This is a genomic window from Yersinia bercovieri ATCC 43970, assembly GCF_013282745.1.
GTDB lineage: Bacteria > Pseudomonadota > Gammaproteobacteria > Enterobacterales > Enterobacteriaceae > Yersinia > Yersinia bercovieri.
Window position 1 is genome coordinate 3,370,127 of the sequence record NZ_CP054044.1, and the last position, 24,571, is coordinate 3,394,697.

The window sequence follows — 24,571 nt, forward strand, 5'->3', positions numbered from 1 at the left end:
TATCGAATTTCATATTATTACAGCTACGCATAGCTTTTTATTGAGATTAATCTCAGGCATCTATCCTGAATTGTCGCCATTATAATTGCTATTCTGTATCGCTAATTAGCACAATCATGCCCCCCACAAAATCAGTTAATCTTGACTGAATAGTCGTTCATAATCCTATCAGCTAGTGACTCACCGCCAAAAACTTCACCATAATAAGCAACTGTTTTATCAGACGCATACTCTCAATCGGTTCAGTATGATTACTGTCAGCTGGGTAGAGTGCCTTTTGGTACGCATCTAATTGAGAAATGAGTGCAATAAGCTCAGGATTAAACAGATCGGTTTGGCATATTTCAACATTCACCGTATATCCTTCGCTCTTTACGCTATATTTTAGTCATGAAATGTAAACTATTTGTAGCAATTTACCAGAACGATAAATATTCACTATAGTTTTTTAAGTCAGGCTATCACTCAGATTGAGGAATATACGTTTTCCTTCTGAGTGACAGGTAAACTGTTGCCCACTAATTTAAGAGCTAAGTGATTGTGTCGGTGATATCCCCTTTACCTGGTTTGTTCAGATGATGAATACAGTGCCAAACCGATTAAATGGACGAAATAAAATGAGAGAAATCAAGGTTGGACTGGCACTGGGAGCTGGCGCTGCAAAAGGGTGGGCACATATTGGTGTTATAAACGTGCTGAAAGAGATGGGCGTAAAAGTTGATGTTGTCGCGGGTTGTTCGGTTGGCTCGCTGGTTGGCGCAGCTTATGCCAGCGATCACTTGAATGAGATGGAGCGCTGGGTTCGTTCATTTAACTACTGGGATGTGATCCGCTTAATGGATTTGTCCTGGCGCCGTGGCGGATTGTTGCGCGGAGAGCGGGTTTTTAACGCGGTAAATAGCATAATAGAAGTGCAGGAGATAGCCGAGTGTCAGTTGCCTTTTGGTTCGGTGGTCACCAATTTAACCACAGGCCGCGAATTATGGTTTACAGAAGGGGATATTAAGCAGGCTATCAGGGCGTCATGCAGTATGCCTGGGTTATTTTCCCCTGTTTGGTTCGATGGTTATTGGTTGGTCGATGGTGCTGTCGTTAATCCTGTTCCTGTTTCCCTGGCCAGAGCAATGGGGGCTGATGTCGTTATTGCCGTTGATTTGCAACATGATGCACATCTTGTTCAGCAAGATCTGTTCTCTTCGCAAACCTCCCTTGAAAACAGACCGTCTGATATGTCTGAAAATTGGCATCGACGCCTGAAGGCACGAATAGCCAATATTTCACTCAGTGTGACTAATAGAGTTCCCAGCGCCCTGGAAATAATGTCTACATCAATACAGGTACTGGAGAATAGGTTGAAGCGTAATCGCATGGCAGGCGATCCTCCTGATGTGTTGATCCAGCCTTATTGCCCACAGATATCTATGCTGGATTTCCATCGTGCAGATGAAGCTATTACTGCTGGCAAACTGGCCACTGAGAAGAGATTTGAGCAACTGCGTCATTTAATTAGGTAGCAACGAAACGGCAAACTAGCGTCAGTAAAGTCTGGTAGCGCATGACAGTTTCTGACAAGCACAATCAATCATTTTGAGCCACTATTACGTATAAGGTTAGCAAGAGAAGCAGTGCATGGAAAAACCACTAGTAGGTAAAAATATTTTAGTTGTCGAGGATGAAACAGTCTTTCGTACTGTCATCGCAGAATTCCTTAGCTCACTTGGCGCTGTGGTTCATCAGGCGGCAAACGGACTGGAGGCGTTAGAACAGCTTAAAATCGAGTCTCCAGACTTGATACTTTGTGATCTCGCTATGCCCCAAATGGGGGGGATTGAGTTTGTTGAACGCTTACTCATTCAAGGGGTTAAAATCCCGGTTCTCGTTATATCAGCTACCGATAAAATGACGGATATCGCAAAAGTCTTACGCCTCGGGGTAAAAGACGTCTTATTGAAGCCGATAGTTGATCTGAATCGCTTGCGTGAGGTGGTGTTAGCCTGTCTTTATCCTGCGCTATTTACCTCACATGCCATTGAAGAGACAGAACTTATTCAAGACTGGGAAGCACTACGCAAAAATCCTCATGATGCTGCTCAGTTATTAAAACAATTACAACCACCAGCACAGCAGACTATTGCGCATTGTCGAATAAATTATCGGCAATTAACCATGGTTGAACAACCGGGACTTGTACTTGATATCGCCGCATTATCAGATAAAGATTTGGCTTTTTATTGTCTGGATGTTACCCGTGCGGGAGATAACGGTGTTTTAGCGGCACTACTACTGCGCGTACTATTTAACGGGATCTTACAAGAGCATTTGGCACATCAACAACAGCGTTTGCCGCAAATGTCATCTCTACTCAAACAGGTTAATCAACTATTAAGGCGTACCCATCTGGATGGGCAATTTCCCTTGCTCGTTGGCTATTATCATGTGGAGTATCAGAATTTAATTTTGGTCTCGGCGGGTTTACATGCCAATGTTAGCGCAGGGAAAAACCAGGTTCAACTCAGTAATGGGGTGCCATTAGGTACGTTAAAAACGGCTCACTTAAATCAAATTAGTCAGCGTTGTGACGCGTGGCAATGTCAAGTTTGGGGCGGCGGGAGTCGTTTAAGGTTGATGCTTTCAGCCGATGAGTAATTCATCTCTTGTATAAGTAGCACAATAATTAGTTCATATAATTAATGTATCCCTCTCTTTTATTTACCTCATTTTCCCAGCGAATATAAATGGTTCTATAACGGACTTTTGAAATAGGCCTAATTTGTATCAATCAATGAGTATGTGCGAGATGCGCGAAATATCGATTGATATACTTTTCTCCTTACTTATGTCTGAGAATTTTTAATCAGATTTTATTATTCGCTGCAATAAGGTCGTGCCGCCTCAGGCTAACTTAAGGTTAGTTCCTGATAATGGTTGGCTGTAGGTTCCTTATTTTGTTGAAACTGAAGGATTGAACGAATGAAAGTAACGGTTTTTGGTATTGGCTATGTAGGACTCGTCCAGGCCGCAGTACTTGCTGAAGTTGGCCATGATGTTCTCTGCATCGATGTCGATGCAAAAAAGGTTGCTGACCTACAAAAAGGCCGTATCTCTATTTTTGAACCCGGTCTGGCACCTTTGGTAAAAGAAAATTATGAGGAGGGCAGACTTCGATTCTCAACAGATGCAGAAGCCGGTGTTGCACATAGCTGTATTCAATTTATTGCCGTGGGTACTCCCCCTGATGAGGATGGGGCCGCTGACCTTAAATATGTACTGGAAGTTGCTAGCACCATTGCTAAATATATGGATAGCCCTAAAGTCATCATTGATAAATCTACAGTCCCTGTGGGTACTGCGGATAAGGTGCAACAAAGGATAAAAGCTGTTCTACAGCAGCGGGGCCTGGAAATAGCCTTCAATGTGGTTTCAAACCCTGAGTTTTTAAAAGAAGGGGCTGCTGTTGCAGACTGCAAACGACCTGAGCGTATCGTTATTGGTATTGATACGAATGATAATGGTGTGATTGATTTAATTAGCGAGTTATACGAGCCATTCAACCGCAATCATGACCGATTGCTAATTATGGATGTGCGCAGCGCGGAACTGACCAAATATGCAGCAAATGGTATGCTGGCAACAAAAATCAGTTTTATGAATGAGATCGCTAATATAGCGGAGCGAGTTGGTGCTGATGTCGAAAAAGTACGGCAAGGTATTGGGTCTGATTCACGCATTGGCTACCATTTCATTTATTCGGGTTGTGGCTATGGTGGTTCCTGCTTCCCAAAAGATATCCAGGCATTAATTCGGACAGCAGAAAGTTGCGATTATCAGCCCCAGTTATTGCGGGCTGTGGAGCAAATCAATAACGAACAAAAGTATAAACTGACAGATTTTATTCAGCATCATTTTGATTCACAACTTGCCGGTAAAACCTTTGCTCTTTGGGGATTGGCATTCAAACCCAATACAGATGATATGCGTGAGGCTCCAAGTCGGGTTTTAATGGAGGCACTATGGCAGGCCGGGGCGATTATTCAAGCTTATGACCCAGAAGCAATGGATGAAGCTCAGCGCATTTATGGTGCAAGAGATGACCTAAAATTAATGGGTACAAAAGAGTCGGCACTACAGGGAGCTGATGCTTTGATTATTTGCACGGAGTGGCAGAATTTTAGAGCGCCTGATTTTGACGTGGTCAAGTCTCGATTAAAACAACCAGTTATTTTCGATGGGCGTAATTTGTACGATCCAGATCGCTTAAATAGCCGAGGGTTTACTTATTATGGCATCGGTCGTGGTTTGTCGATTAATCGCGTGAAATAAGCGTAAAAAATGATTATGTGTTGGGTACAAAATCAAATGTGTTTCCTTTTTGTACTCAACCCTCATCCGGGTGAACTCAGTTCGCAGTTTGAGTTAAATACTCTTCCATATTGTAAAATTATGAAAAGGCTCAGTTACTCTAGCTATATGAATTATTGCGATGCAATAAATTAACAGAGTATTCTTATGGTGTTACAAACAGAGTGATAACAGAAGGTTATTTATCGAAGTGGATATGTTTAGCTCAACTGTGACTTGCCGGTTGTACGTTAATTCATCGAAACTGCGGTAGGGGCTTCAACTATGATTGGTGAGACACTTGAGACGGATAAAAAAATACCCCCCGTATTATAGGAGGGTATTTTTATCGCAATAGTAAATTAACGAATACTATTACAGCAGGAAATCATCCAATGATTTGCCTTCTTCTTCAATGGCTTTCTTAATCACTGCTGGAGTACGGCCTTGGCCTGTCCAGGTTTTCGTTTCGCCATTTTCGTCTACATACTTATATTTAGCTGGGCGTGCAGCACGCTTTGCTTTAGTAGTAGCTTTAGTTGCACTCATAGTTTGCAGCAGTTCATTTGGGTCAATACCGTCAGCAATAAGCATTTCACGGTATTGGCTCAATTTACGTTCGCGTTCTTCAATTTCAGCTTGTACTTGAGAATCTTCTTCGCGGCGTTCGTTAACGACCACTTCAAGTTTCTCCAGCATTTCTTCTAAAGTTTCAAGAGTGCATTCGCGTGCTTGTGCACGTAGAGTACGGATGTTGTTAAGAATCTTTAACGCTTCGCTCATTGTCCTGGTCTCAAATTATAATTGGTGGGGGGGCGTCTGGATAATAATAGAGTGCTATTTTAATTTCTGCAATAGCCAATTTGATTAGCATCCTCGAATTTACGTATTTTATTAGCGAAAAGTTGCTGCTTGCTACTAATAAGCGATGGAGTCTTGTTATTCGCCGTGTTTTTTTAACGTAAAAGTTCATTTTGCTCGCTAATGACCCTACACGAGAACATGATTTTCTCACTAAGTTATAAGTTTGCTTTATATCAATAAAGCAAAAATAGCCTTCTATCCATGTTGGTATGCACAATAACGGAGCACACAGAGAATCAGGATATTGATATAGGCGCTACGAAAGATTCAGTAAGGAAAAAAAGGGTGCCGTCTTGGATTTGTCAGATTCTGAGAATATTTGTTATCGCTATTTTACGAATTAATCATGACAGCACATTACTTGTATCATTAATGAACCAATCGTGCGGAGTGGATATCCAACCTGGCGGCTTTTCTCTCTCTAATCTGGTTAATGTTCAAACAGTATGTTCTCGCTGTATCAATATTGTGAAGTTGGTCATGTAATGTACCTAATAATAGCGAGAAGTTTCAAATGAAGGTGCTATCAATTTCATTAATCCAATCATTACTTAATAGAGAAAACAGTAATATAGAGCGATGGTCTGCGCCACGTAAAGAGTGAATTTATGATAGACTATCTGTACGCCGTCACTATGACTATTTATTATACTACTGGAGTTACGGGCCCATGGCTCAACTTTATTTCTATTACTCTGCGATGAATGCAGGGAAATCCACCGCGCTGTTGCAGTCTTCTTATAACTACCAAGAGCGGGGTATGCGTACCTTAGTGTTTACGGCGGAGATAGATAGCCGCTTTGGTGTTGGGACCGTCAGTTCTCGTATTGGTCTATCTTCGCAGGCTCTGCTCTATAATAACGACACATCGCTATTATCCATTATCACTACAGCGCATCAGGAAAATTCGGTTCACTGCATTTTACTGGATGAGTGCCAATTTTTGACTAAAGAGCAAGTTCAAGAGTTGTGTCAGGTGGTAGATGAATTGCATATCCCTGTTCTCTGTTACGGCTTGCGCACCGATTTTCTCGGCGAGCTATTTCCCGGTAGCAAATATTTGTTGTCGTGGGCTGACAAATTAGTTGAGTTAAAAACGATTTGTCACTGTGGCCGCAAAGCAAACATGGTATTGCGCCTGGATGAGCAGGGAAGAGCGGTACATGATGGCGAACAGGTTGTTATTGGCGGCAATGAGAGCTATGTCTCGGTCTGCCGACGTCACTATAAAGAAGCGATTAAAGCTGCTTGCCTTTAACATTATCCTTAAGCGCTAATTATGCGCTAAAGGGTGTCTCACGGGATTTTTGTTGTATGTCGTGGGGTAACTTGCCTTCTAATGCGTTCATGCCACACCGCCCAATACAGCGCTGTTAAATACGTTGTGTTGGGTTAAAAGCATCGGCTTTACACCCTATCCTTAGTTAGAACATTTACAGTGATGTTTATCTCTCTATTTTACCCAATGTTGCCATCCTGATATTGCAACCTAGAGGTACGCCAATTATTGGGTCACGTCAGTTCTTCTTGAGCACCCTCTATTGGCGAATGTGGGTAACATTGTCATGCCTAATGGGCGTGGGGCTAGAGAGTGTAGCGGGATTTATTATTCATTTATGGCTGAGACTAAAGGGGAGGGGCAAGTCGCCGTGGTGGCCCATTGGGGATAGAGAATAGGGCGAAGTGTGATGATAAAAAGAAACCCCCAATAGACGATTGCTAGTGGGGGTTATTTCTTTAGTGATTGACCCCATCCGAAAATGGGGTTTGCACATTAAGAGTATTACTTCTTAGCTTTTTTCTCTGCTTTAGGTGCTGGAGCTGCTGCAACAGCAACCTCTTCACCATCAAGCTCTTCGCTAAATTCGCGACCGTAGTAAGTATCCATCAGAATCTGTTTCAGCTCAGAGATCAGTGGGTAACGTGGGTTAGCACCGGTACACTGGTCATCAAATGCATCTTCAGACAGTTTGTCTACTTTCGCTAAGAAATCAGCCTCTTGGACACCAGCTTCACGGATTGAAGCAGGGATACCTAAATCAGCTTTGATCTCATCTAACCAGGCCAGCAGTTTATGAATTTTCTGTGCAGTACGGTCGCCCGGTGCACTCAGACCCAGATGATCTGCAATTTCAGCATAGCGACGACGCGCTTGTGGGCGGTCATACTGGCTGAAAGCAGTCTGCTTAGTTGGGTTGTCATTCGCGTTGTAGCGGATAACGTTAGAGATCAACATGGCGTTTGCCAAACCGTGTGGGATGTGGAACTCAGAACCCAGTTTATGGGCCATTGAGTGGCAGACACCCAAGAAGGCGTTGGCAAAAGCGATACCGGCAATGGTCGCGGCGTTGTGAACACGTTCACGAGCAACCGGATTTTTTGCCCCTTCATGGTAGCTGGCTGGCAGGAACTCTTTCAGCAGTTTCAGCGCTTGCAGGGCCTGACCGTCAGAATATTCGTTAGCCAATACAGAGACATAAGCTTCCAGCGCATGGGTAACAGCATCCAGACCACCGAAGGCACACAGAGACTTAGGCATATTCATAACCAGGTTGGCATCAACGATTGCCATATCTGGAGTCAATGCATAGTCAGCCAATGGATATTTCTGGCCAGTTGCATCGTCGGTAACTACCGCAAATGGTGTCACTTCTGAACCGGTACCTGATGTGGTTGTGACCGCGATCATTTTCGCTTTCACGCCCATTTTCGGGAACTTGTAAATACGTTTACGGATGTCCATAAAGCGTAATGCCAGCTCTTCGAAGTGGGTTTCAGGGTGTTCGTACATCACCCACATGATTTTTGCGGCATCCATCGGTGAACCACCACCCAGCGCGATAATCACGTCTGGTTTGAAGGAGTTCATCTGCTCTGCACCTTTACGCACGATACTCAGGGTAGGGTCCGCTTCCACTTCGAAGAAGACTTCAGTTTCGATTCCGTGAGATTTCAGTACGCTGGTGATTTGATCGGCGTAACCGTTGTTGAACAGGTAGCGGTCAGTCACGATGAAGGCACGTTTTGCACCGTCAGTTGCCACTTCTTCCAACGCGATAGGCAGGGAGCCACGGCGGAAGTAAATAGATTTCGGGAGTTTATGCCACAACATGTTTTCTGCTCGCTTAGCCACAGTTTTCTTGTTGATCAAGTGTTTCGGACCGACGTTTTCAGAGATGGAGTTACCACCCCAAGAACCGCAACCCAGCGTCAGTGATGGCGCTACTTTGAAGTTATACAGGTCACCGATACCACCATGTGAGGCAGGGGTGTTGATCAGAATTCGGGCGGTCTTCATTTTATCGCCAAAATACTTAACGCGTGCAGGCTGGTTATCCTGGTCGGTGTACAGGCATGATGTATGGCCGATACCGCCCATTTCCACCAGTTTTTCTGCTTTTTCAACAGCGTCTTCGAAGCTCTTCGCACGATACATTGCCAAAGTAGGCGACAGTTTTTCGTGAGCGAATGGCTCTGATTCATCAACAACTTTAACTTCACCGATAAGAATTTTGGTGTTGCTTGGCACTTTAATGCCAGCCATTTCAGCAATTTTAGTCGCTGGCTGACCAACGATGGCTGCGTTCAGGCCGCCATTTTTCAGGATGATATCCTGAACCGCTTTCAGCTCTTTACCTTGTAACAGGTAGCCGCCGTGGGAGGCGAAACGTTCGCGAACCGCGTCATAAACTGAATCAACAACAATGATCGACTGTTCTGACGCACAAATCACACCGTTATCAAAGGTTTTAGACATCAGAATTGATGCAACAACACGTTTGATATCAGCTGTTTCGTCAACAACAACCGGGGTGTTACCGGCACCTACACCGATAGCTGGCTTACCAGAGCTGTAAGCGGCTTTAACCATGCCTGGGCCACCGGTTGCCAGAATCAAGTTAATGTCTGGGTGGTGCATCAGTTGGTTAGATAGCTCAACCGTCGGCGCATCAATCCAACCAATAATATCTGCTGGCGCACCTGCGGCGATTGCGGCTTGAAGCACGATATCTGCGGCTTTATTGGTTGCGTCTTTAGCACGTGGATGTGGAGAGAACACGATACCGTTACGAGTCTTCAGGCTAATCAATGCTTTGAAGATGGCGGTAGAGGTTGGGTTAGTCGTTGGTACGATACCGCAGATTAAGCCGATTGGCTCAGCGATAGTGATAGTACCAAAGGTTTTATCTTCTTCCAGAATGCCACAGGTCTTTTCATCTTTGTAGGCATTGTAAATGTATTCAGAAGCAAAGTGGTTTTTGATCACTTTATCTTCCACAATACCCATACCTGACTCTTCTACCGCCAGTTTGGCTAAGGGAATACGGGCATCTGCTGCAGCCAGGGCTGCGGCGCGGAAGATTTTATCAACCTGCTCTTGAGTGAAGTTGGCATACTCGCGCTGGGCTTTCTTGACGCGTGCTACTAGCTCGTTAAGTTCAGCGACATTCGTTACAGCCATAATGCTCTCCTGATAATGTTAAACTCTTTTAGTAAATGAGCTGTTGAAGCAACTAGTATAGACAGGCTCTAGCATGCTGTATGAACAAATAGAGATAGTTTTTATACCCTACTTTCTCATTCTTACCGCTAATTTACTGAAAGAGCTTTTTCTTCACTAGGAATAAAGCTAGGGATAAAATGCTACTTTCAACCTTTTACCCTATTTCTTAGTGATGTTCTTCTCTACCACTGACCAGAGCTTAACTATTCTTAGGTATGTTTTTCGTGATTTAAATCACAAAATCGTCAAGCTGACACCATTCAGCTATTATTTGTTGAGAGTAATTATCACTTGTGCTTATAAATTGACACTTAATGACGTTAAAACATCACTAACACTACAGAAAATTAACAATAATCATCATTTTAAATAGCGGGAACTCTTCATATATAAATGCTGGTTTATTCCATGGATTCCTGTGGCTAATTCTATTACATTAGCGCGGATATCTGCTGTGGTGTTGTCCTAAGGGTTATTTCTAGTGGAAAGAACTACGATCAAGTCGTGGAGTTATGCCGGCTGGCGTCTGTAAATGGTGATATTTTTTACGTTGCAAATTTTCTATCCTTAAGCCGTAAGCGGTGTTGTCTTGGGGCATTAGTTATAATGACCTGTAATCTGTGATGTATTTATCAGCAATTTCGCGGAGTGATGTGTGAGTCAATCACTGTTGGACCTTTCAGGTTACATCAAGTTTTTTGTTGGCTTATTTGCCCTGGTTAACCCGGTAGGTATTTTGCCGGTATTTATCAGTATGACCAGTTATCAGGCGGCTGCCGGGCGGGATAAAACCAACCTGACCGCTAACCTTTCGGTCGCCATTATCTTGTGGATCTCCCTGTTTTTGGGTGATGCCATCCTGAAGATATTTGGTATTTCTATTGACTCATTCCGTATTGCCGGTGGCATTCTGGTTGTCAGCATTGCGATGTCGATGATCAGCGGCAAACTCGGTGAGGATAAGCAGAACAAGCAGGAAAAAACAGAGACGGCGGTTCGCGAAAGTATTGGTGTCGTGCCACTGGCATTGCCATTGATGGCCGGGCCGGGGGCGATCAGCTCAACGATTGTCTGGAGTTCTCGCTACCACAGTTGGCAGAACTTACTGGGATTAACCGTTGCTGTTGCTCTATTTGCGTTTTGTTGCTGGCTCTTATTCCGTGCCGCACCACTATTGGTGCGATTGTTAGGGCAGACCGGCATCAACGTTATAACCCGTATTATGGGGTTACTGCTGATGGCATTAGGTATCGAATTTATTGTCACCGGAATCAAGGCGCTTTTCCCCGGGCTACTTTAATTCTCCATCGCTATTCATCCCATCCCAATTTCTGATAGTCGAGAGGCCACCTGGTTATATTACCGGTGGTCTTTTGTTGTTATGTCATCATGATATTCAAATGGTTAAGCATTATTTTGGTGCAAATAGTGTATGAAGCTTACTCTATTGCACCCTAATGTTGCAGTAATAGCTGTTCTGCATAAATAATTTAGCTTAAGACCTATTTATTCATCTTTAATCAATGCCAAACCATCCTGCCGATTAAAATTACCACGCTATTTGTTGTTAAAATGCTCACATCATTCTGTAGGGCTTGTGCTGAATTTAGCTAGATGTTATTAGTGATTACACCCTCATGAGTAGGGGTTTATTCTGGCTACAGTGAAAATGTTAACTTTATGTGTCTTTGGCCAGATTTATGACTTCTTTTTCGCCATAAAGCTAAAGTGGAAATCAATTAAAGTTAATAAAAACAGTGCATTGGTGTTTTATAAGCATACAAATACAGATAGCTACTATCGTTAGTCATTCAGTAGAAAAGAGAATTGCTTAACATTTCTGTAAAAATTATTGGCGTCAGATTTCGGCATCTGTTAGTTTTCGGTCAACTCACTGATGAGACATTTCTTATTTTTTCAACGAAACTGAACCGTAATTTTGATTTCTGGAATAGTTATTGCTAGTCGTTGTGGGCGGCAGATTAATGCAAACCTTGAGAAAAACATCACAAATCTCATAAAAGGGCGGTTAGAAATGCAAATAAAGCTTAAGCAGCGACCACTGGCTATAATGAGCACTATTCTGGGTTTGTCATTTTCAGCGCTATCAATCGCGGCAGTCGTTCCTGGCAGTGAGACATTAGCGATAGATCAGAGCATTACCATTAATAATGGTAATGAAGTGGCTTCTTTAGATCCGCATAAGGTTGAAGGTAACCCTGAAACTAATATTACTCTGAATCTATTAGAGGGGCTGGTGAGTAATGATGCCAATGGCCATATTATTCCGGCTGTTGCCACTCACTGGGATAATGACGGCTATAAAAGTAGAAGGCTATAGGCCGATAGGCCAAGTAATAGGGATGTATAGCACAGTATGCTTTTCAACCTGATGCTAATACATATGGGGTGTTACATTGCCGGATTCGTTCCCCGGACGATGTAAATTAAAAATACCTTTTAAAGGTGAAGCTTGCCCGGTCACTGGGCGATGCAATAATAAAAACTGGAGTGGATATAAGCATGACCAACATCACGAAGAAAAGTCTCCTGGCCGCAGGCATTGTTGCTGCCTTGGGTATGATGGCTGTAGGCAATACCTTTGCAGCTAATGTGCCAGCTGGCGTACAACTGGCAGAGAAACAAGTTTTAGTCCGTAATAATGGTTCTGAACCTCAGTCACTGGACCCACATAAAATTGAAGGTGTACCAGAATCAAATATCTCACGCGATTTGTTGGAAGGATTGGTGATTAATGATCCTAACGGCAAGATCCTGCCGGGTGCGGCAGAGAGCTGGGATAATAAAGACTTTAAAGTCTGGACTTTCCATCTTCGTAAAGATGCAAAATGGTCAAATGGTGACCCTGTAACGGCACAGGATTTTGTTTATAGCTGGCAACGCCTGGCGGACCCTAAAACAGTTTCTCCTTATGCAAGCTATGTTCAATATGCGCATATCGCGAATATCGACGATATTATTACCGGCAAAAAATCACCTGATACTTTGGGTGTAAAAGCGTTGGATGACCACACTCTGGAAGTCACGCTGACCGAGCCAGTGCCTTATTTGGATAAACTGTTAGCTCACCCATCTATGTCTCCGGTTAATAAAACGGTGGTTGAGAAGTTTGGTGAGAAGTGGACTCAGCCACAGAACTTTGTTGGTAATGGTGCCTATAAGCTGAAAGACTGGGTCGTTAACGAACGTATCGCGTTAGAGCGCAGCCCCACTTATTGGGACAACGCGAAAACAGTAATTAATCAAGTGACTTACCTGCCGATCTCTTCTGAAGTGACTGACGTTAACCGCTATCGCAGCGGTGAAATCGACATGACTTATAATAATATGCCGATCGAGTTATTCCAGAAACTGAAAAAAGAGATCCCACAAGAAGTTCATGTTGACCCCTACCTGTGCACCTATTACTACGAAATCAATAACCAAAAAGCACCATTCACCGATGCTCGCGTTCGTGAAGCGCTGAAGCTGGGTATGGATCGCGATATCATCGTGAACAAAGTGAAAAATCAGGGTGATTTACCGGCTTATGGCTTCACCCCGCCGTACACCAGTGGTGCTGAACTGACGCCACCAGAGTGGTTTAGCTGGACACAAGAAAAACGTAATGAAGTGGCGAAGAAGTTGCTGGCAGAAGCGGGTTACACCAAAGATAAGCCATTGACATTCAACCTGTTATATAACACCTCTGACCTGCATAAGAAGCTGGCGATTGCTGCGGCATCGATCTGGAAGAAAAATCTGGGTGTTGAGGTTAAATTGGAAAATCAGGAGTGGAAAACCTTCCTCGATACTCGCCATCAAGGGACTTTCGATGTTGCCCGTGCCGGCTGGTGTGCTGACTATAATGAACCCTCTTCATTCCTGAACATGATGCTCTCTGACAGCAGTAATAATACTGTGCATTATAAAAGCCCGGCGTTTGATAAGCTGATACAAGATACGCTGAAAGTTAAATCTGAAAAAGAGCGTGCTGGCTTGTACCAACAAGCAGAGGTATTGCTGGATAAAGATTCTGCTATTGTGCCACTGTTCTATTACGTGAATGCCCGTTTAGTGAAACCTTATGTCGGTGGTTATACCGGTAAAGATCCGCTGGATAATATGCACGTTAAAGATCTTTATATTATCAAGCATTAATATCTTTGGGGCAGCCGCTTAACTGGCGTGCTGCCCTGATTGCTTGATGGTATTTGCAGTAAGAGGCTAAAGGTACAGGCAATGTTAAAATTTATTCTACGCCGCTGTCTGGAAGCGATTCCGACACTATTCATTTTGATAACCATCTCATTCTTTATGATGCGTCTCGCCCCTGGTAGTCCATTTACCGGTGAGCGTAATCTTCCACCCGAAGTGATGGCTAATATTGAGGCGAAATATCACCTCAACGACCCTGTTTATAAGCAATATTTCAATTATTTGGGTCAACTGGCACAAGGTGATCTCGGGCCTTCATTTAAATATAAAGACTACACGGTGAACGAGTTGGTTTCCGCCTCGTTTCCTGTTTCAGCTAAACTCGGATTTGCTGCATTCTTGCTCGCCGTGGTATTGGGTGTTAGTGCTGGCGTGATTGCGGCGTTAAACCAAAATACCAAGTGGGACTATACCGTCATGGGGTTTGCCATGACGGGAGTGGTGATCCCGAGTTTTGTGGTGGCACCGCTATTAGTTCTGGTTTTTGCCATTATATTGAAATGGCTACCGGGCGGTGGTTGGAACGGCGGAGCGCCGCAGTATATTATTTTACCGATGGTGGCGTTGTCATTGGCCTATATTGCCAGTATCGCGCGTATTACCCGTGGTTCAATGATTGAGGTGCTTCACTCCAACTTTATTCGCACCGCGCGCGCGAAAGGTTTACCGCTGCGCACTATCGTTTTACGCCATGCGCTAAAACCGGCACTGCTGCCCGTTTTATCCTATATGGGGCCTGCGTTTGTTGGCATTATTACCGGTTCAATGGTGATTGAAACTATTTTCGGTTTGCCGGGGATAGGCCAGCTGTTTGTTAACGGAGCGTTAAACCGCGATTACTCTCTGGTCTTGAGTTTGACCATTTTGGTCGGCGCTTTAACCATTTTATTCAATGCGATCGTGGATGTGCTCTATGCCGTTATCGATCCGAAAATCCGTTACTAGCACTGGAGCACGCCAATTATGTTGAGCAAGAAAAATAGCGAAGCTCTGGAAGTTTTCAGTGAAAAGCTGGAAGTGGAAGGGCGCAGCCTTTGGCAGGATGCCCGCCGCCGCTTTATTCATAACCGCGCGGCGATCACCAGTTTGGTGATCCTGATGTTGATTACTCTGTTTGTGATTTTTGCCCCGCTGTTAGCGCAGTTTAGCTATTCGGATACTGACTGGGGCATGATGTCGGCGGCTCCTGATCTTGAGTCCGGGCACTATTTCGGCACCGACTCCTCTGGCCGTGATCTGCTGGTTCGTGTCGCTATTGGTGGTCGAATCTCATTGATGGTGGGGGTGGCTGCGGCACTGGTTGCTGTGGTTGTCGGCACACTATATGGATCGTTATCGGGCTATTTGGGGGGGAAAGTTGACTCCCTGATGATGCGCTTGCTGGAGATCCTGAACTCATTTCCGTTTATGTTTTTCGTTATTCTGCTGGTGACCTTCTTCGGTCAGAATATTCTGCTGATATTCGTGGCGATCGGTATGGTCTCCTGGCTAGATATGGCGCGTATTGTTCGTGGGCAGACATTAAGCCTGAAGCGGAAGGAGTTTATCGAAGCGGCACTGGTGGGGGGTGTTTCCACGCGTAATATCGTCTTGCGTCATATCGTCCCGAACGTTTTGGGCGTGGTGGTGGTGTATGCTTCTTTGCTGGTTCCCAGCATGATTTTGTTTGAATCTTTCCTGAGTTTCCTCGGTTTAGGCACACAAGAGCCACTCAGTAGTTGGGGGGCATTGTTGAGTGATGGTGCCAACTCAATGGAGGTCTCCCCATGGTTACTGATGTTTCCTGCCGGATTTCTGGTCGTGACTCTGTTCTGTTTTAACTTTATCGGCGATGGCCTGCGTGATGCCCTCGACCCGAAAGATCGCTGAGGAGTAGCACCATGACGACTATTGATAATCACTCTGCTGTTCAGCAATCTATGTTGTTGGAACAAAAAGTTCTGTTGGATGTAAAAGATCTCACCGTGACCTTTGGTACCCCGGATGGTGATGTGACTGCCGTCAATGCACTCAATTTTGATCTACGTGCCGGGGAAACATTAGGCATCGTGGGCGAATCCGGTTCTGGCAAATCGCAAACAGCTTTTGCCTTGATGGGGCTGCTCGCCAGTAATGGCCGGATAGGCGGCTCGGCGAAGTTTAATGGCCGGGAGATCTTAAATCTGCCAGAGAAACAGTTGAACCGTTTGCGGGCCGAAGAGATCTCGATGATTTTCCAGGACCCAATGACCTCACTGAATCCTTATATGCGGGTGGGGGAGCAGCTAATGGAAGTGCTGCAACTGCATAAAAAGATGAGTAAAAGTGAAGCGTTCGAGGAGTCAATCCGCATGTTGGATGCGGTAAAAATGCCGGAAGCACGTAAACGTATGCGCATGTATCCACATGAATTCTCTGGTGGTATGCGCCAGCGGGTGATGATTGCGATGGCGCTGCTGTGTCGGCCTAAGTTATTGATTGCTGATGAACCTACCACCGCACTGGACGTTACAGTTCAGGCTCAAATCATGACTTTGCTGAATGAACTAAAGCGTGAGTTCAATACCGCGATCATCATGATCACCCATGATTTGGGGGTGGTTGCCGGTATCTGTAATAAAGTTTTGGTGATGTATGCAGGGCGAACGATGGAGTATGGTCAGGCCCGCGATCTGTTTTATCACCCAAGCCACCCTTATTCTATTGGTCTGCTGAATGCGGTTCCTCGTCTGGATGCCGAAGGCGATGCTTTGATGACGATACCGGGTAATCCGCCGAATTTACTGCGCTTGCCGAAAGGGTGTCCGTTCCAGCCCCGTTGCCAATATGCCATGGATCGCTGCGCTACGGCACCCGCATTGGAGCATTTTGGTGAAGGCCGTTTACGCGCCTGCTACAAGCCAGTAGGGGAGTTGGTATGAGTGCCATGACAGAGAAGAGAGTTTTGTTGGAGGTGGCCGACCTGAAAGTTCATTTTGATATTCAGGACGGTAAACAGTGGTTCTGGCAACCCGCAAAAACATTGAAAGCCGTTGATGGCGTGACACTGCGTCTGTATGAAGGTGAAACTCTCGGTGTGGTGGGTGAGTCAGGTTGTGGTAAATCGACTTTTGCGCGCGCCATTATTGGCTTGGTGAAAGCAACTGGCGGCAGTGTGGCATGGTTAGGTAAAGATTTACTTAACATGAATGCGACCGAGTGGCGCGACATCCGCAGTGATATTCAGATGATATTCCAAGACCCATTGGCATCACTGAATCCGCGCATGACGATTGGCGAAATCATTGCCGAGCCACTGCGGACTTACCATCCCAAAATGCCGCGCCAAGAGGTCAAAGATAAAGTCAAAACGATGATGCTGAAGGTTGGCTTGTTGCCAAACTTAATCAACCGCTATCCCCATGAGTTTTCTGGGGGTCAGTGTCAACGTATTGGTATTGCCCGCGCGTTGATTCTTGAGCCGAAGTTGGTGATTTGTGATGAGCCGGTCTCTGCGCTGGATGTGTCAATTCAGGCGCAAGTGGTGAACTTGTTGCAGCAATTGCAGCGCGAAATGGGATTATCACTGATTTTTATTGCCCATGATTTGGCGGTGGTAAAACATATCTCTGATCGCGTTTTGGTGATGTATCTCGGTCATGCTGTTGAGTTGGGCACTTATGATGAGGTGTATCATAATCCGCAGCACCCTTATACCAAGGCGCTGATGTCGGCAGTGCCCATTCCTGACCCAGATAAGGAGAGGGCGAAAGTTATTCAGTTGCTGGAGGGGGAGTTACCTTCGCCGATTAACCCGCCATCGGGTTGTGTGTTTCGGACTCGCTGCCCCATTGCCGGGCCAGAATGTGCGAAAACCCGCCCATTGCTGGAAGGTAGTTTCCGTCATGCAGTCTCTTGTCTGAAAGTTGATCCGCTATAAAGGGGTGATGCCGGCTGTCATTACCCAATAAAAAAAAACTCCCCGCCAAATAGATGACGGGGAGTTTTTTACTCTTTATGACTTTATAAACTTATGGTTTTATAACATGCTGACGCTATAAAAACCTATGACTCAATAGAGCAACCATTGTGCTGGTGTGATTACTCTTTCCACAAAATATGGCACAGCTTATGGTCTTTTTCGCGGCATAAGAGAACACGGGCAAAGATATCGTTAATCTCTTCGCCATCACTGTCCGCCAGCCCAATAACCACTTCGGCGAAAAAGTCAGGGTTCAAATCAAAATCGACATGTTCCTGCCAATCTTCTGCGGGGTCAAACAGCTCGGCGCCGCCGCGCTCTTCAAACTGAAGGTTAAACAATAAAATATCAGCTGGGTCGAGATTATCACCCGCCAGCTCGAGAAAAATATCGTAGGCCTGTTCCAGTGTTTCATCTTCAGTCAGGCGGTTATTAAGATCCATTGAGCTTGGCTCTGGTGCATTCTGGTCCATGTGCAGCTTCCCATTTATCATTGGCAGATTGCGCTCATTAAAACACTCCCAAGGCCGCTTTTACAATTATTATGCGGTTTGACGCCGATAACTCAGAGCATCTTCATTAAGCCGCCATGAACGGCTTGACGTTTTATAATAGTGGGCTGAAGAAGTAGAATAGTCGCTCAGTGACACGGTGCCAGAGAGGGCGCTTATTCCACAGCTCGCCATCTAATAACACCGAGCGGGCAATATAATCGTCTTGCACTTGCGCTAAATCAGCACCAAAGCCGTCATCGTCAATGACCAGTGTGACTTCAAAGTTCAGCCATAAGCTGCGCATATCCAAATTGACGGTTCCCACCAGGCTCAGTTGACCATCGACCAGCACACTCTTGCTGTGCAACAGCCCGCCTTCAAACTGGTAAATTTTGACCCCAGCATCCAGTAATTCCGAAAAGAAAGCTCTGCTTGCCCAGCGGACCATCATCGAGTCATTTTCTCGCGGCACGATAATACTGACATCGACACCACGCTGTGCGGCGGTACAGATAGCATGCAGCAAGTCATCGCTCGGCACAAAATAGGGGGTGGTCATGATTAACTGTTCGCGAGCCGCATATACGGCCGTTAACAGTGCCTGATGAATCATCTCTTCAGGGAAGCCGGGGCCGGAGGCGATAACCTGAATGGTATGGCCGCTCTCCTCTTCAAACGGCATAATCGGGTTATCCGGTGGGGGCGGCAAAATACGTTTACCGGTCTCAATCTCCCAGTCACAGGCATACACGATGCCCATGGTGGTTGCCACCGGGCCTTCCATCCGCGCCATCATGTCAATCCACTGGCCCACCCCGGCATCTTGCTTGAAGAAGCGTGGATCAACCATATTCATGCTGCCGGTATAGGCCACATAGTTATCAATCAGGACGATTTTGCGATGCTGGCGTAAATCCATGCGGCGCAGAAAGACACGAAATACATTCACTTTGAGCGCTTCGACCACCTCAATCCCGGCATTGCGCATCATGGCGGGATATGGGGTGCGGAAGAATTGCTGGCTACCGGCAGAGTCGAGCATCAATCGGCAATGGACCCCACGGCGGGCTGCGGACATTAAGGATTCGGCAACCTGATCAACTAGGCCGCCGGGTTGCCAGATATAAAACACCATCTCTATGTTGTGGCGGGCTAATTCAATGTCACGTACCAGCGCTTTTAAGGTGTCGTCAGTGGTGGTCAATAGCTGTAGTTGATTGCCTTTAACGCCACTGATGCCCTGGCGGCGCTCGCAGAGTTGAAATAGTGGCGTGGCGACTTCGCTATTGGAAGTGGCAAAAATGTGTTGGCAATCCTTCAGTTCACTCAGCCAACGCGCGGTAGAGGGCCACATTGCTTTCGCTCGTTCGGCACGGCGTTTACCAAGATGAAGCTCCCCAAATGAGAGGTATGCGATTATTCCGACCAACGGCAGAATATAGATAACAAGCAGCCATGCCATGGCCGAAGGAACGGTTCTGCGCTTCATGAGAATACGCAAGGTTACCCCGGCAATGAGCAACCAATAGCCAAAAACTGAGAGCCAGCTGATCACGGTATAAAATGTTGTCATGAGGGCGGAAGTCCTGTTCACAAACGGTCAATAAAGAGTGTACGCACAGTATGGCAAAGGCGAAACCTTTAAGCAGAGATATTGCTGGATAAAATCTTTTAACCTAAAGGACTTGCAATGGGTAATTAAATAATTGAGCGGTACATTTGGCTATTTTTAGACCACTTCTGGGTCTATCCAGGCGAAGAGAAATAGGCCATTTACGCTAAATAGAGGATTTCACCCAACAGCGACTTGGCTGAGGAGATGAAAGGTTTATAATAGCCCAGTTCTCAGCTATGGAAGAGTTGTTTCATGAGACGGAGTAAAAATGAGGTGGGTCGCTGGCGTATGCTGCGGCAAAATCAGCGTCGAAGAAGTCGCTGGCTTGAAGGGCAATCACGGCGTTATCGTCATATCTACAGCATTAGACAGCGCAATGAACACCAGCATCGCAGGTCGCTATTGTTCACGGTTGCTTATGAGTGGTGATGCGCTGAGGTGGTAATAAAAACAGTCTCTTTATGAGGCTGTTTTTGTTTTATTCAGGATAAACACCAGAGGCTTAATCGCTTTTCGCCCCCCGGTTGACCCTATAGTCTTTTTCATTGTCAGGTCACTTTAGCTGTTCTTGTAAATAGAACGTTGCCAGCTTTGGATTCAGTGATGATATTTTCCACTTTAAATGGCGAACTTTTTCGCAGAAAAAACACACCTATCCTAAATTAGAAAAATACGACAATTCCTATGTCGCTATTAATAATAAATGGTGCAACATAGTAGATTATCAGTTTATTTCACATAAGAATGACATCGCGCTACTCTCTATATTAGGCCGCTTCGTTCTGATCGTTCAGTTTCAGGGGTGTTACTGTTTGGTTGTTCGAAGCGGCCATTCCCCTCAGTAAAATATATAATTATGCAATTATAAGTTTGTTAATCGTCATGTTTAAGTAATATTTCCTATCTATCAATGGGTTGATTTTAATTTCTGTTTTTTTGGTTAGCACTTTTCATCGATTTTAGTGATCAATAATAAAAAATTGATCAATTTTATCAATTGATCAATACTGCTATCCTGATTAAATAAAAGGATTTTACTGTGGATAGCAGGCTAGACATTGCAGTCGATTGCTCTTTTATCTGTGAGCCTGTTTACAGGCAAAATGGTAAGTTATTTGCTGTTGAGTTATTGAGTCGGTTTACGACAACCTCTTTTAAATCGCCCATTTATACTGAGCGTTTTCTGCATCAACTTAATGCTCAGATGAAGACTAAATTGTTATGTGACCAATTATTCGCGGTCACCATTCACCAGCGATGGTTTATTGATCACCAAATAATACTCTCGATAAATATAGATTTTGATATGGCACAGGCTGTGCTGGACGACAAGCAGATCATCTCGTTGTTAGGATCGATGCCCTTTATCCGGCTAGAGATAATGGAGAGTTTTCCCAATCTCAGTGAGGGGCCGAAGAATACACTATTAAGTAAGTTGGCTGAACGATACGCATTATGGTTAGACGATTTTGGCAGTGGTAATTCTCACCTGGCGGCGGTCTCCAGTGGCTTCTTTGAGTGCGTTAAAGTGGATAAGCAATTTTATTGGCAATGGGCGGGGAGTGTCACGTTCGAAAATCTTGTCACGCGACTGCGTGATCATTGCCAGTGCGTGATAGTCGAGGGGGTAGAGACTCGCCAGCAGTTTATCCAATTAGCCGATATCGGCGTTGATGCAATGCAAGGTTACTTATTTAATTCATTGCCGCTGAGTGATGTTCATCGGTTACCACTAGAGTAAATCTTAATTTTTGCTCATAGGACATGAGCTTAGGGGGCTTTTGCTGCGAATATCACAGTTATATAACGCGGTTCGGCGGATGATATCATCCCTATTACAGCAAAGGCTTATCGTTCATGTCTCAATATAAATTAGCTAAAACCGTATTCTTCGGGGATTTGAAAGTCAGCACCGCGCTTTATAAGTACGAAATTTATTGTGAAGAGTCTGAGCTGATCTACCACGCCGCTATTTATGCTGAACAAGTCATTGCTGCTGGCAAGCACACTTATCCTGTCTGGGTAAGAAAAGATCATATGATATTAAAATCACCGGCGCACATGCTGGATAAAGCCGTTGATGCCTGCGAAGAGCACTGGTTGAAGCACTACAAAGTTTAGCGCTTTGATAGGGGCAGGCGCAGGTATCAATAAGGCGCAATGATAAAAGTACGCCTGGGTTCAGGCGTACTGATTAATGCAGCATCTATGATGTCGGTGAGAGGTTAGTCAAACAGATCTGACAGAAAACTTCTCTTCTTGTAGGGCTTGGATTTTGAATAGCCGTGATGATCGCGGTCACGATCGCGCTCTCTGTTATCGGCGTAAGGGGCGGCAGCCGCCGGAGCTGGTGTGCTCTCAACTGATTTTTCGATGATTTTATCGAGTTCCCCACGATCTAGCCAGACACCCCGACAGTTTGGGCAATAATCAATCTCAATACTTTTACGTTCAGACATCACCAGTTGGGTATCTTTGCATACTGGACACTGCATAGTCTTCATCTCCGTATTTAACAAAATGACTCAAGGTCACGCTACAAAAAGTGATATCAGATTAGACACTGATTCTCAGTAATGATAAGTAAAGATGATTAAAGAGATGTAATCGCCTGGCGGGATAGGGCCGCAGGGGAGTTAGCGGCCCTTAGAGACGAGGATGACTCAGAATACGCGCTTATAGGGTTTGACTATCACCGATTGGTAAACCCCTGCGGCGACATAAGGATCTTGCTCGGCCCAGACTTCGGCCTCGTGTTGTGAGGCAAACTCGGCTATCACGGTAGAACCGGTGAATCCAGCAGCACCGGGGTCGGCGCTGTCGATGGCCGGATTAGGGCCGGCAGTCAGTAGACGCCCTTGATCCTGTAATGCCTGTAAACGCGCTAAATGAGCAGGGCGCACGGATAAACGCTTCTCAAGTGAATCAGGGAGATCAGTGGCAAAGATTACATACAGCATGTTTCACCTTTCAAATTTATATACTCGTTATACGCCAGCTTTCAATGGGGTTGGCGATAGGGGCATCCCAGCCAGCTATTTAGCGCTCCATAACAGCATGTTCAATCGATAAATTCAATCAAGTGCTAAATGGGTGATATTGCCGATGGGTGGGTGAGTACCGCGAGGGTTAATGATGAAATAAAATGATAACTGACGGTAAACAGAAAGTGTTATTTCGTTGCTATCGTCGTTTAAAGCACCATTTAAGGTTTAAGGGTAAGATTGTTTGCTGTTGCGTATTGAATATGATTGCTATTTGCATTTAAACTTAGCTGCATTAGAGGATACTCAATTATTATGCAGCTAAATAAATTTTTCCTGGGTCGACGGCTTACGTGGCCCATCGCATTTTCAGTCGGGTTACATGGCAGTGTGGTCGCGGCATTACTCTATGTTTCGGTAGAGCAAATGAGTGTACAGCCGGAAATAGAGGATGCACCCATTGCGGTGACTATGGTCAATATTGCTGCCTTTGCTGCACCCCAACCTGCGGCGGCAGAGCCACAGGCCGAGCCTGAACCTGAAGTGCTGCCAGAACCTGTTCCGGTGCCCATTCCTGAACCGGTAAAACCAAAACCGAAACCTAAGCCAAAACCGGTGAAAAAAGAGGTTAAAAAGCCGGAAGTGAAGAGAACAGAAGCACCGCCGGACGACCAGCCATTTAAGTCGGATGAGCCAGCTTTGGTGGCTAATAATGCACCGGTAAAATCGGCCCCGAAAGCCGTAGCACCGGGGGCCTCTACCACCGCCGGGCCAAAAGCATTGAGCAAGGCGAAGCCCACCTATCCAGCAAGAGCGCTGGCGTTAGGGGTCGAAGGGCAGGTGAAAGTCCAATATGATATCGACGCCGATGGTCGTGTCACCAATGTGCGTATTCTGGAAGCCACTCCGCGTAATACCTTTGAGCGCGAAGTGAAGCAAGTGATGCGCAAATGGCGCTTTGAAGCGGTTGCTGCCAAAGATTATGTCACCACCATCGTCTTTAAGATTGGTGGCAATATGGAGATGGATTAACCGACCACAAGATACTCGGTCACCAGGTATACTCGGTTATAAAAGCAGAAGGGTCGCTGTTAGGGCGACCCTTCTGACATCACTACTCTTTGCTTTGCCGCTATTGGGTGGCGCCAACCTCAAAATTCCCTCGGCCATCAGGCAGCCCACGGGCTTTACCTGCATCATCCACGGCCACATAGGTAAACACCGCTTCTGTGGCGCGATAGCGCTGACCAATTGGCTCGGAAGAGACCTTTTTCACCCAGACTTCAATATTGATAGTAATGGAGCTAAGGCCGGTTTTAATACAGCGCGCATAGCAACAGACCACATCACCCACCGCGACCGGTTTGAGGAAAGTCATGCCATCAACTCTTACTGTGACAACGCGGCCATGTGCTATCTCTTTGGCCTGAATGGCACCACCAATGTCCATTTGCGACATTAACCAGCCACCGAAGATATCGCCATTGGCATTGGTATCTGCGGGCATAGCAAGGGTGCGAAGTACTAATTCACCGTTAGGTAATGATTGCTCACCGCGAGGTGATAGTTGTTCCTGAGTCATCTCTGCCTGCTTGTTAACCTGAGTCATTGGCG

The 24,571-nt window shown here is 45.4% G+C and carries 22 protein-coding genes and 1 pseudogene; 15 read left to right on the plus strand and 8 right to left on the minus strand.

The features are described 5' to 3' along the window. Nucleotides 1–172: 172 nt before the first annotated feature. Nucleotides 173–355 (minus strand): hypothetical protein, encoded by a 183-nt coding sequence (locus HRK25_RS15315; protein ID WP_005277541.1) that lies wholly within the window; start codon nt 353–355, stop codon nt 173–175. Nucleotides 356–617: 262 nt separating this feature from the next. Between HRK25_RS15315 and rssA the strand changes: the two genes are divergently transcribed. The 3 genes from rssA (at nt 618) to HRK25_RS15330 (ending at nt 4,320) form a co-directional block, all read left to right on the plus strand. Then, nucleotides 618–1,514 carry a patatin-like phospholipase RssA gene (gene rssA / locus HRK25_RS15320; RefSeq protein WP_032898562.1) on the plus strand — a complete coding sequence of 299 codons (897 nt, stop codon included), beginning with the start codon at nt 618–620 and terminating at the stop codon, nt 1,512–1,514. Between the two features lie 115 nt (nt 1,515–1,629). Continuing rightward, nucleotides 1,630–2,646, plus strand: coding sequence for a two-component system response regulator RssB (gene rssB / locus HRK25_RS15325; protein WP_005277535.1), 1,017 nt, complete (start codon nt 1,630–1,632; stop codon nt 2,644–2,646). Between the two features lie 324 nt (nt 2,647–2,970). After that, on the plus strand, nt 2,971–4,320 hold the full coding sequence (locus HRK25_RS15330) for a UDP-glucose dehydrogenase family protein (RefSeq protein ID WP_005277533.1): 1,350 nt from the start codon (nt 2,971–2,973) through the stop codon (nt 4,318–4,320). Between the two features lie 393 nt (nt 4,321–4,713). On the opposite strand, the gene hns is transcribed toward HRK25_RS15330, so the two are convergent. After that, entirely contained in the window at nt 4,714–5,121 is a 408-nt protein-coding gene (gene hns / locus HRK25_RS15335) for a histone-like nucleoid-structuring protein H-NS (protein ID WP_019210129.1), read from the minus strand. 751 nt (nt 5,122–5,872) lie between these two features. Here hns and HRK25_RS15340 point away from each other — a divergent pair. Next, nucleotides 5,873–6,460: a thymidine kinase gene (locus tag HRK25_RS15340; RefSeq protein ID WP_005277531.1), complete on the plus strand. Its 588-nt coding sequence runs from the start codon at nt 5,873–5,875 to the stop codon at nt 6,458–6,460. 525 nt (nt 6,461–6,985) lie between these two features. On the opposite strand, the gene adhE is transcribed toward HRK25_RS15340, so the two are convergent. Next, on the minus strand, nt 6,986–9,664 hold the full coding sequence (adhE, locus tag HRK25_RS15345) for a bifunctional acetaldehyde-CoA/alcohol dehydrogenase (RefSeq protein WP_005277528.1): 2,679 nt from the start codon (nt 9,662–9,664) through the stop codon (nt 6,986–6,988). A 697-nt stretch (nt 9,665–10,361) separates the two neighbouring features. Between adhE and HRK25_RS15350 the strand changes: the two genes are divergently transcribed. From HRK25_RS15350 to oppF, 7 genes and pseudogenes are all read left to right on the plus strand, one after another. Beyond that, nucleotides 10,362–11,006, plus strand: a complete 645-nt coding sequence (locus HRK25_RS15350; RefSeq protein ID WP_005277523.1) for a YchE family NAAT transporter — start codon at nt 10,362–10,364, stop codon at nt 11,004–11,006. A gap of 735 nt (nt 11,007–11,741) precedes the next feature. Further along, a pseudogene (locus HRK25_RS15355) lies at nt 11,742–12,032 on the plus strand (oligopeptide ABC transporter substrate-binding protein OppA); the annotation flags it as partial. A 197-nt stretch (nt 12,033–12,229) separates the two neighbouring features. Then, entirely contained in the window at nt 12,230–13,867 is a 1,638-nt protein-coding gene (gene oppA / locus HRK25_RS15360) for an oligopeptide ABC transporter substrate-binding protein OppA (protein WP_005277518.1), read from the plus strand. An 81-nt stretch (nt 13,868–13,948) separates the two neighbouring features. Then, nucleotides 13,949–14,869 (plus strand): oligopeptide ABC transporter permease OppB, encoded by a 921-nt coding sequence (oppB, locus tag HRK25_RS15365; protein ID WP_005277516.1) that lies wholly within the window; start codon nt 13,949–13,951, stop codon nt 14,867–14,869. Nucleotides 14,870–14,884: 15 nt separating this feature from the next. Beyond that, entirely contained in the window at nt 14,885–15,793 is a 909-nt protein-coding gene (gene oppC, locus HRK25_RS15370; RefSeq protein ID WP_049600517.1) for an oligopeptide ABC transporter permease OppC, read from the plus strand. An 11-nt stretch (nt 15,794–15,804) separates the two neighbouring features. Then, nucleotides 15,805–16,824, plus strand: a complete 1,020-nt coding sequence (oppD, locus tag HRK25_RS15375; RefSeq protein ID WP_005277513.1) for an ABC transporter ATP-binding protein — start codon at nt 15,805–15,807, stop codon at nt 16,822–16,824. Further along, the gene (gene oppF / locus HRK25_RS15380; protein ID WP_032898559.1) at nt 16,821–17,822 is read left to right on the plus strand and encodes a murein tripeptide/oligopeptide ABC transporter ATP binding protein OppF; all 1,002 of its coding nucleotides are present in this window, start codon (nt 16,821–16,823) and stop codon (nt 17,820–17,822) included. Before oppD ends, oppF begins: the two co-directional genes overlap by 4 nt. Nucleotides 17,823–17,983: 161 nt before the next feature. On the opposite strand, the gene HRK25_RS15385 is transcribed toward oppF, so the two are convergent. Then, nucleotides 17,984–18,307: an HI1450 family dsDNA-mimic protein gene (locus tag HRK25_RS15385; protein ID WP_032898566.1), complete on the minus strand. Its 324-nt coding sequence runs from the start codon at nt 18,305–18,307 to the stop codon at nt 17,984–17,986. A 163-nt stretch (nt 18,308–18,470) separates the two neighbouring features. Then, the gene (gene cls / locus HRK25_RS15390) at nt 18,471–19,931 is read right to left on the minus strand and encodes a cardiolipin synthase (RefSeq protein WP_005277507.1); all 1,461 of its coding nucleotides are present in this window, start codon (nt 19,929–19,931) and stop codon (nt 18,471–18,473) included. A gap of 294 nt (nt 19,932–20,225) precedes the next feature. Here cls and HRK25_RS15395 point away from each other — a divergent pair, with 294 nt between their 5' ends. The 3 genes from HRK25_RS15395 (at nt 20,226) to HRK25_RS15405 (ending at nt 22,094) form a co-directional block, all read left to right on the plus strand. Continuing rightward, nucleotides 20,226–20,402, plus strand: coding sequence for a YciY family protein (locus HRK25_RS15395; RefSeq protein ID WP_071984843.1), 177 nt, complete (start codon nt 20,226–20,228; stop codon nt 20,400–20,402). Between the two features lie 610 nt (nt 20,403–21,012). After that, a complete protein-coding gene (locus HRK25_RS15400) occupies nt 21,013–21,714 on the plus strand; it encodes an EAL domain-containing protein (RefSeq protein WP_005277505.1) in 702 nt (233 codons plus the stop codon). 116 nt (nt 21,715–21,830) lie between these two features. After that, nucleotides 21,831–22,094 carry a hypothetical protein gene (locus tag HRK25_RS15405; protein ID WP_004875183.1) on the plus strand — a complete coding sequence of 88 codons (264 nt, stop codon included), beginning with the start codon at nt 21,831–21,833 and terminating at the stop codon, nt 22,092–22,094. A 104-nt stretch (nt 22,095–22,198) separates the two neighbouring features. Here the strand turns inward: HRK25_RS15405 and HRK25_RS15410 are convergent, their stop codons facing one another. Both HRK25_RS15410 and HRK25_RS15415 read right to left on the minus strand, forming a co-directional pair. Then, nucleotides 22,199–22,468, minus strand: a complete 270-nt coding sequence (locus HRK25_RS15410; protein ID WP_005277503.1) for a TFIIB-type zinc ribbon-containing protein — start codon at nt 22,466–22,468, stop codon at nt 22,199–22,201. A gap of 168 nt (nt 22,469–22,636) precedes the next feature. Next, nucleotides 22,637–22,933: a YciI family protein gene (locus HRK25_RS15415; RefSeq protein WP_005277499.1), complete on the minus strand. Its 297-nt coding sequence runs from the start codon at nt 22,931–22,933 to the stop codon at nt 22,637–22,639. 339 nt (nt 22,934–23,272) lie between these two features. On the opposite strand from HRK25_RS15415, the gene tonB reads away from it, so the two are divergent. Next, a complete protein-coding gene (gene tonB / locus HRK25_RS15420) occupies nt 23,273–23,989 on the plus strand; it encodes a TonB system transport protein TonB (protein WP_173361773.1) in 717 nt (238 codons plus the stop codon). A gap of 100 nt (nt 23,990–24,089) precedes the next feature. Here the strand turns inward: tonB and yciA are convergent, their stop codons facing one another. Then, nucleotides 24,090–24,539, minus strand: coding sequence for an acyl-CoA thioester hydrolase YciA (yciA, locus tag HRK25_RS15425; RefSeq protein ID WP_032898564.1), 450 nt, complete (start codon nt 24,537–24,539; stop codon nt 24,090–24,092). Nucleotides 24,540–24,571: the final 32 nt, after the last annotated feature.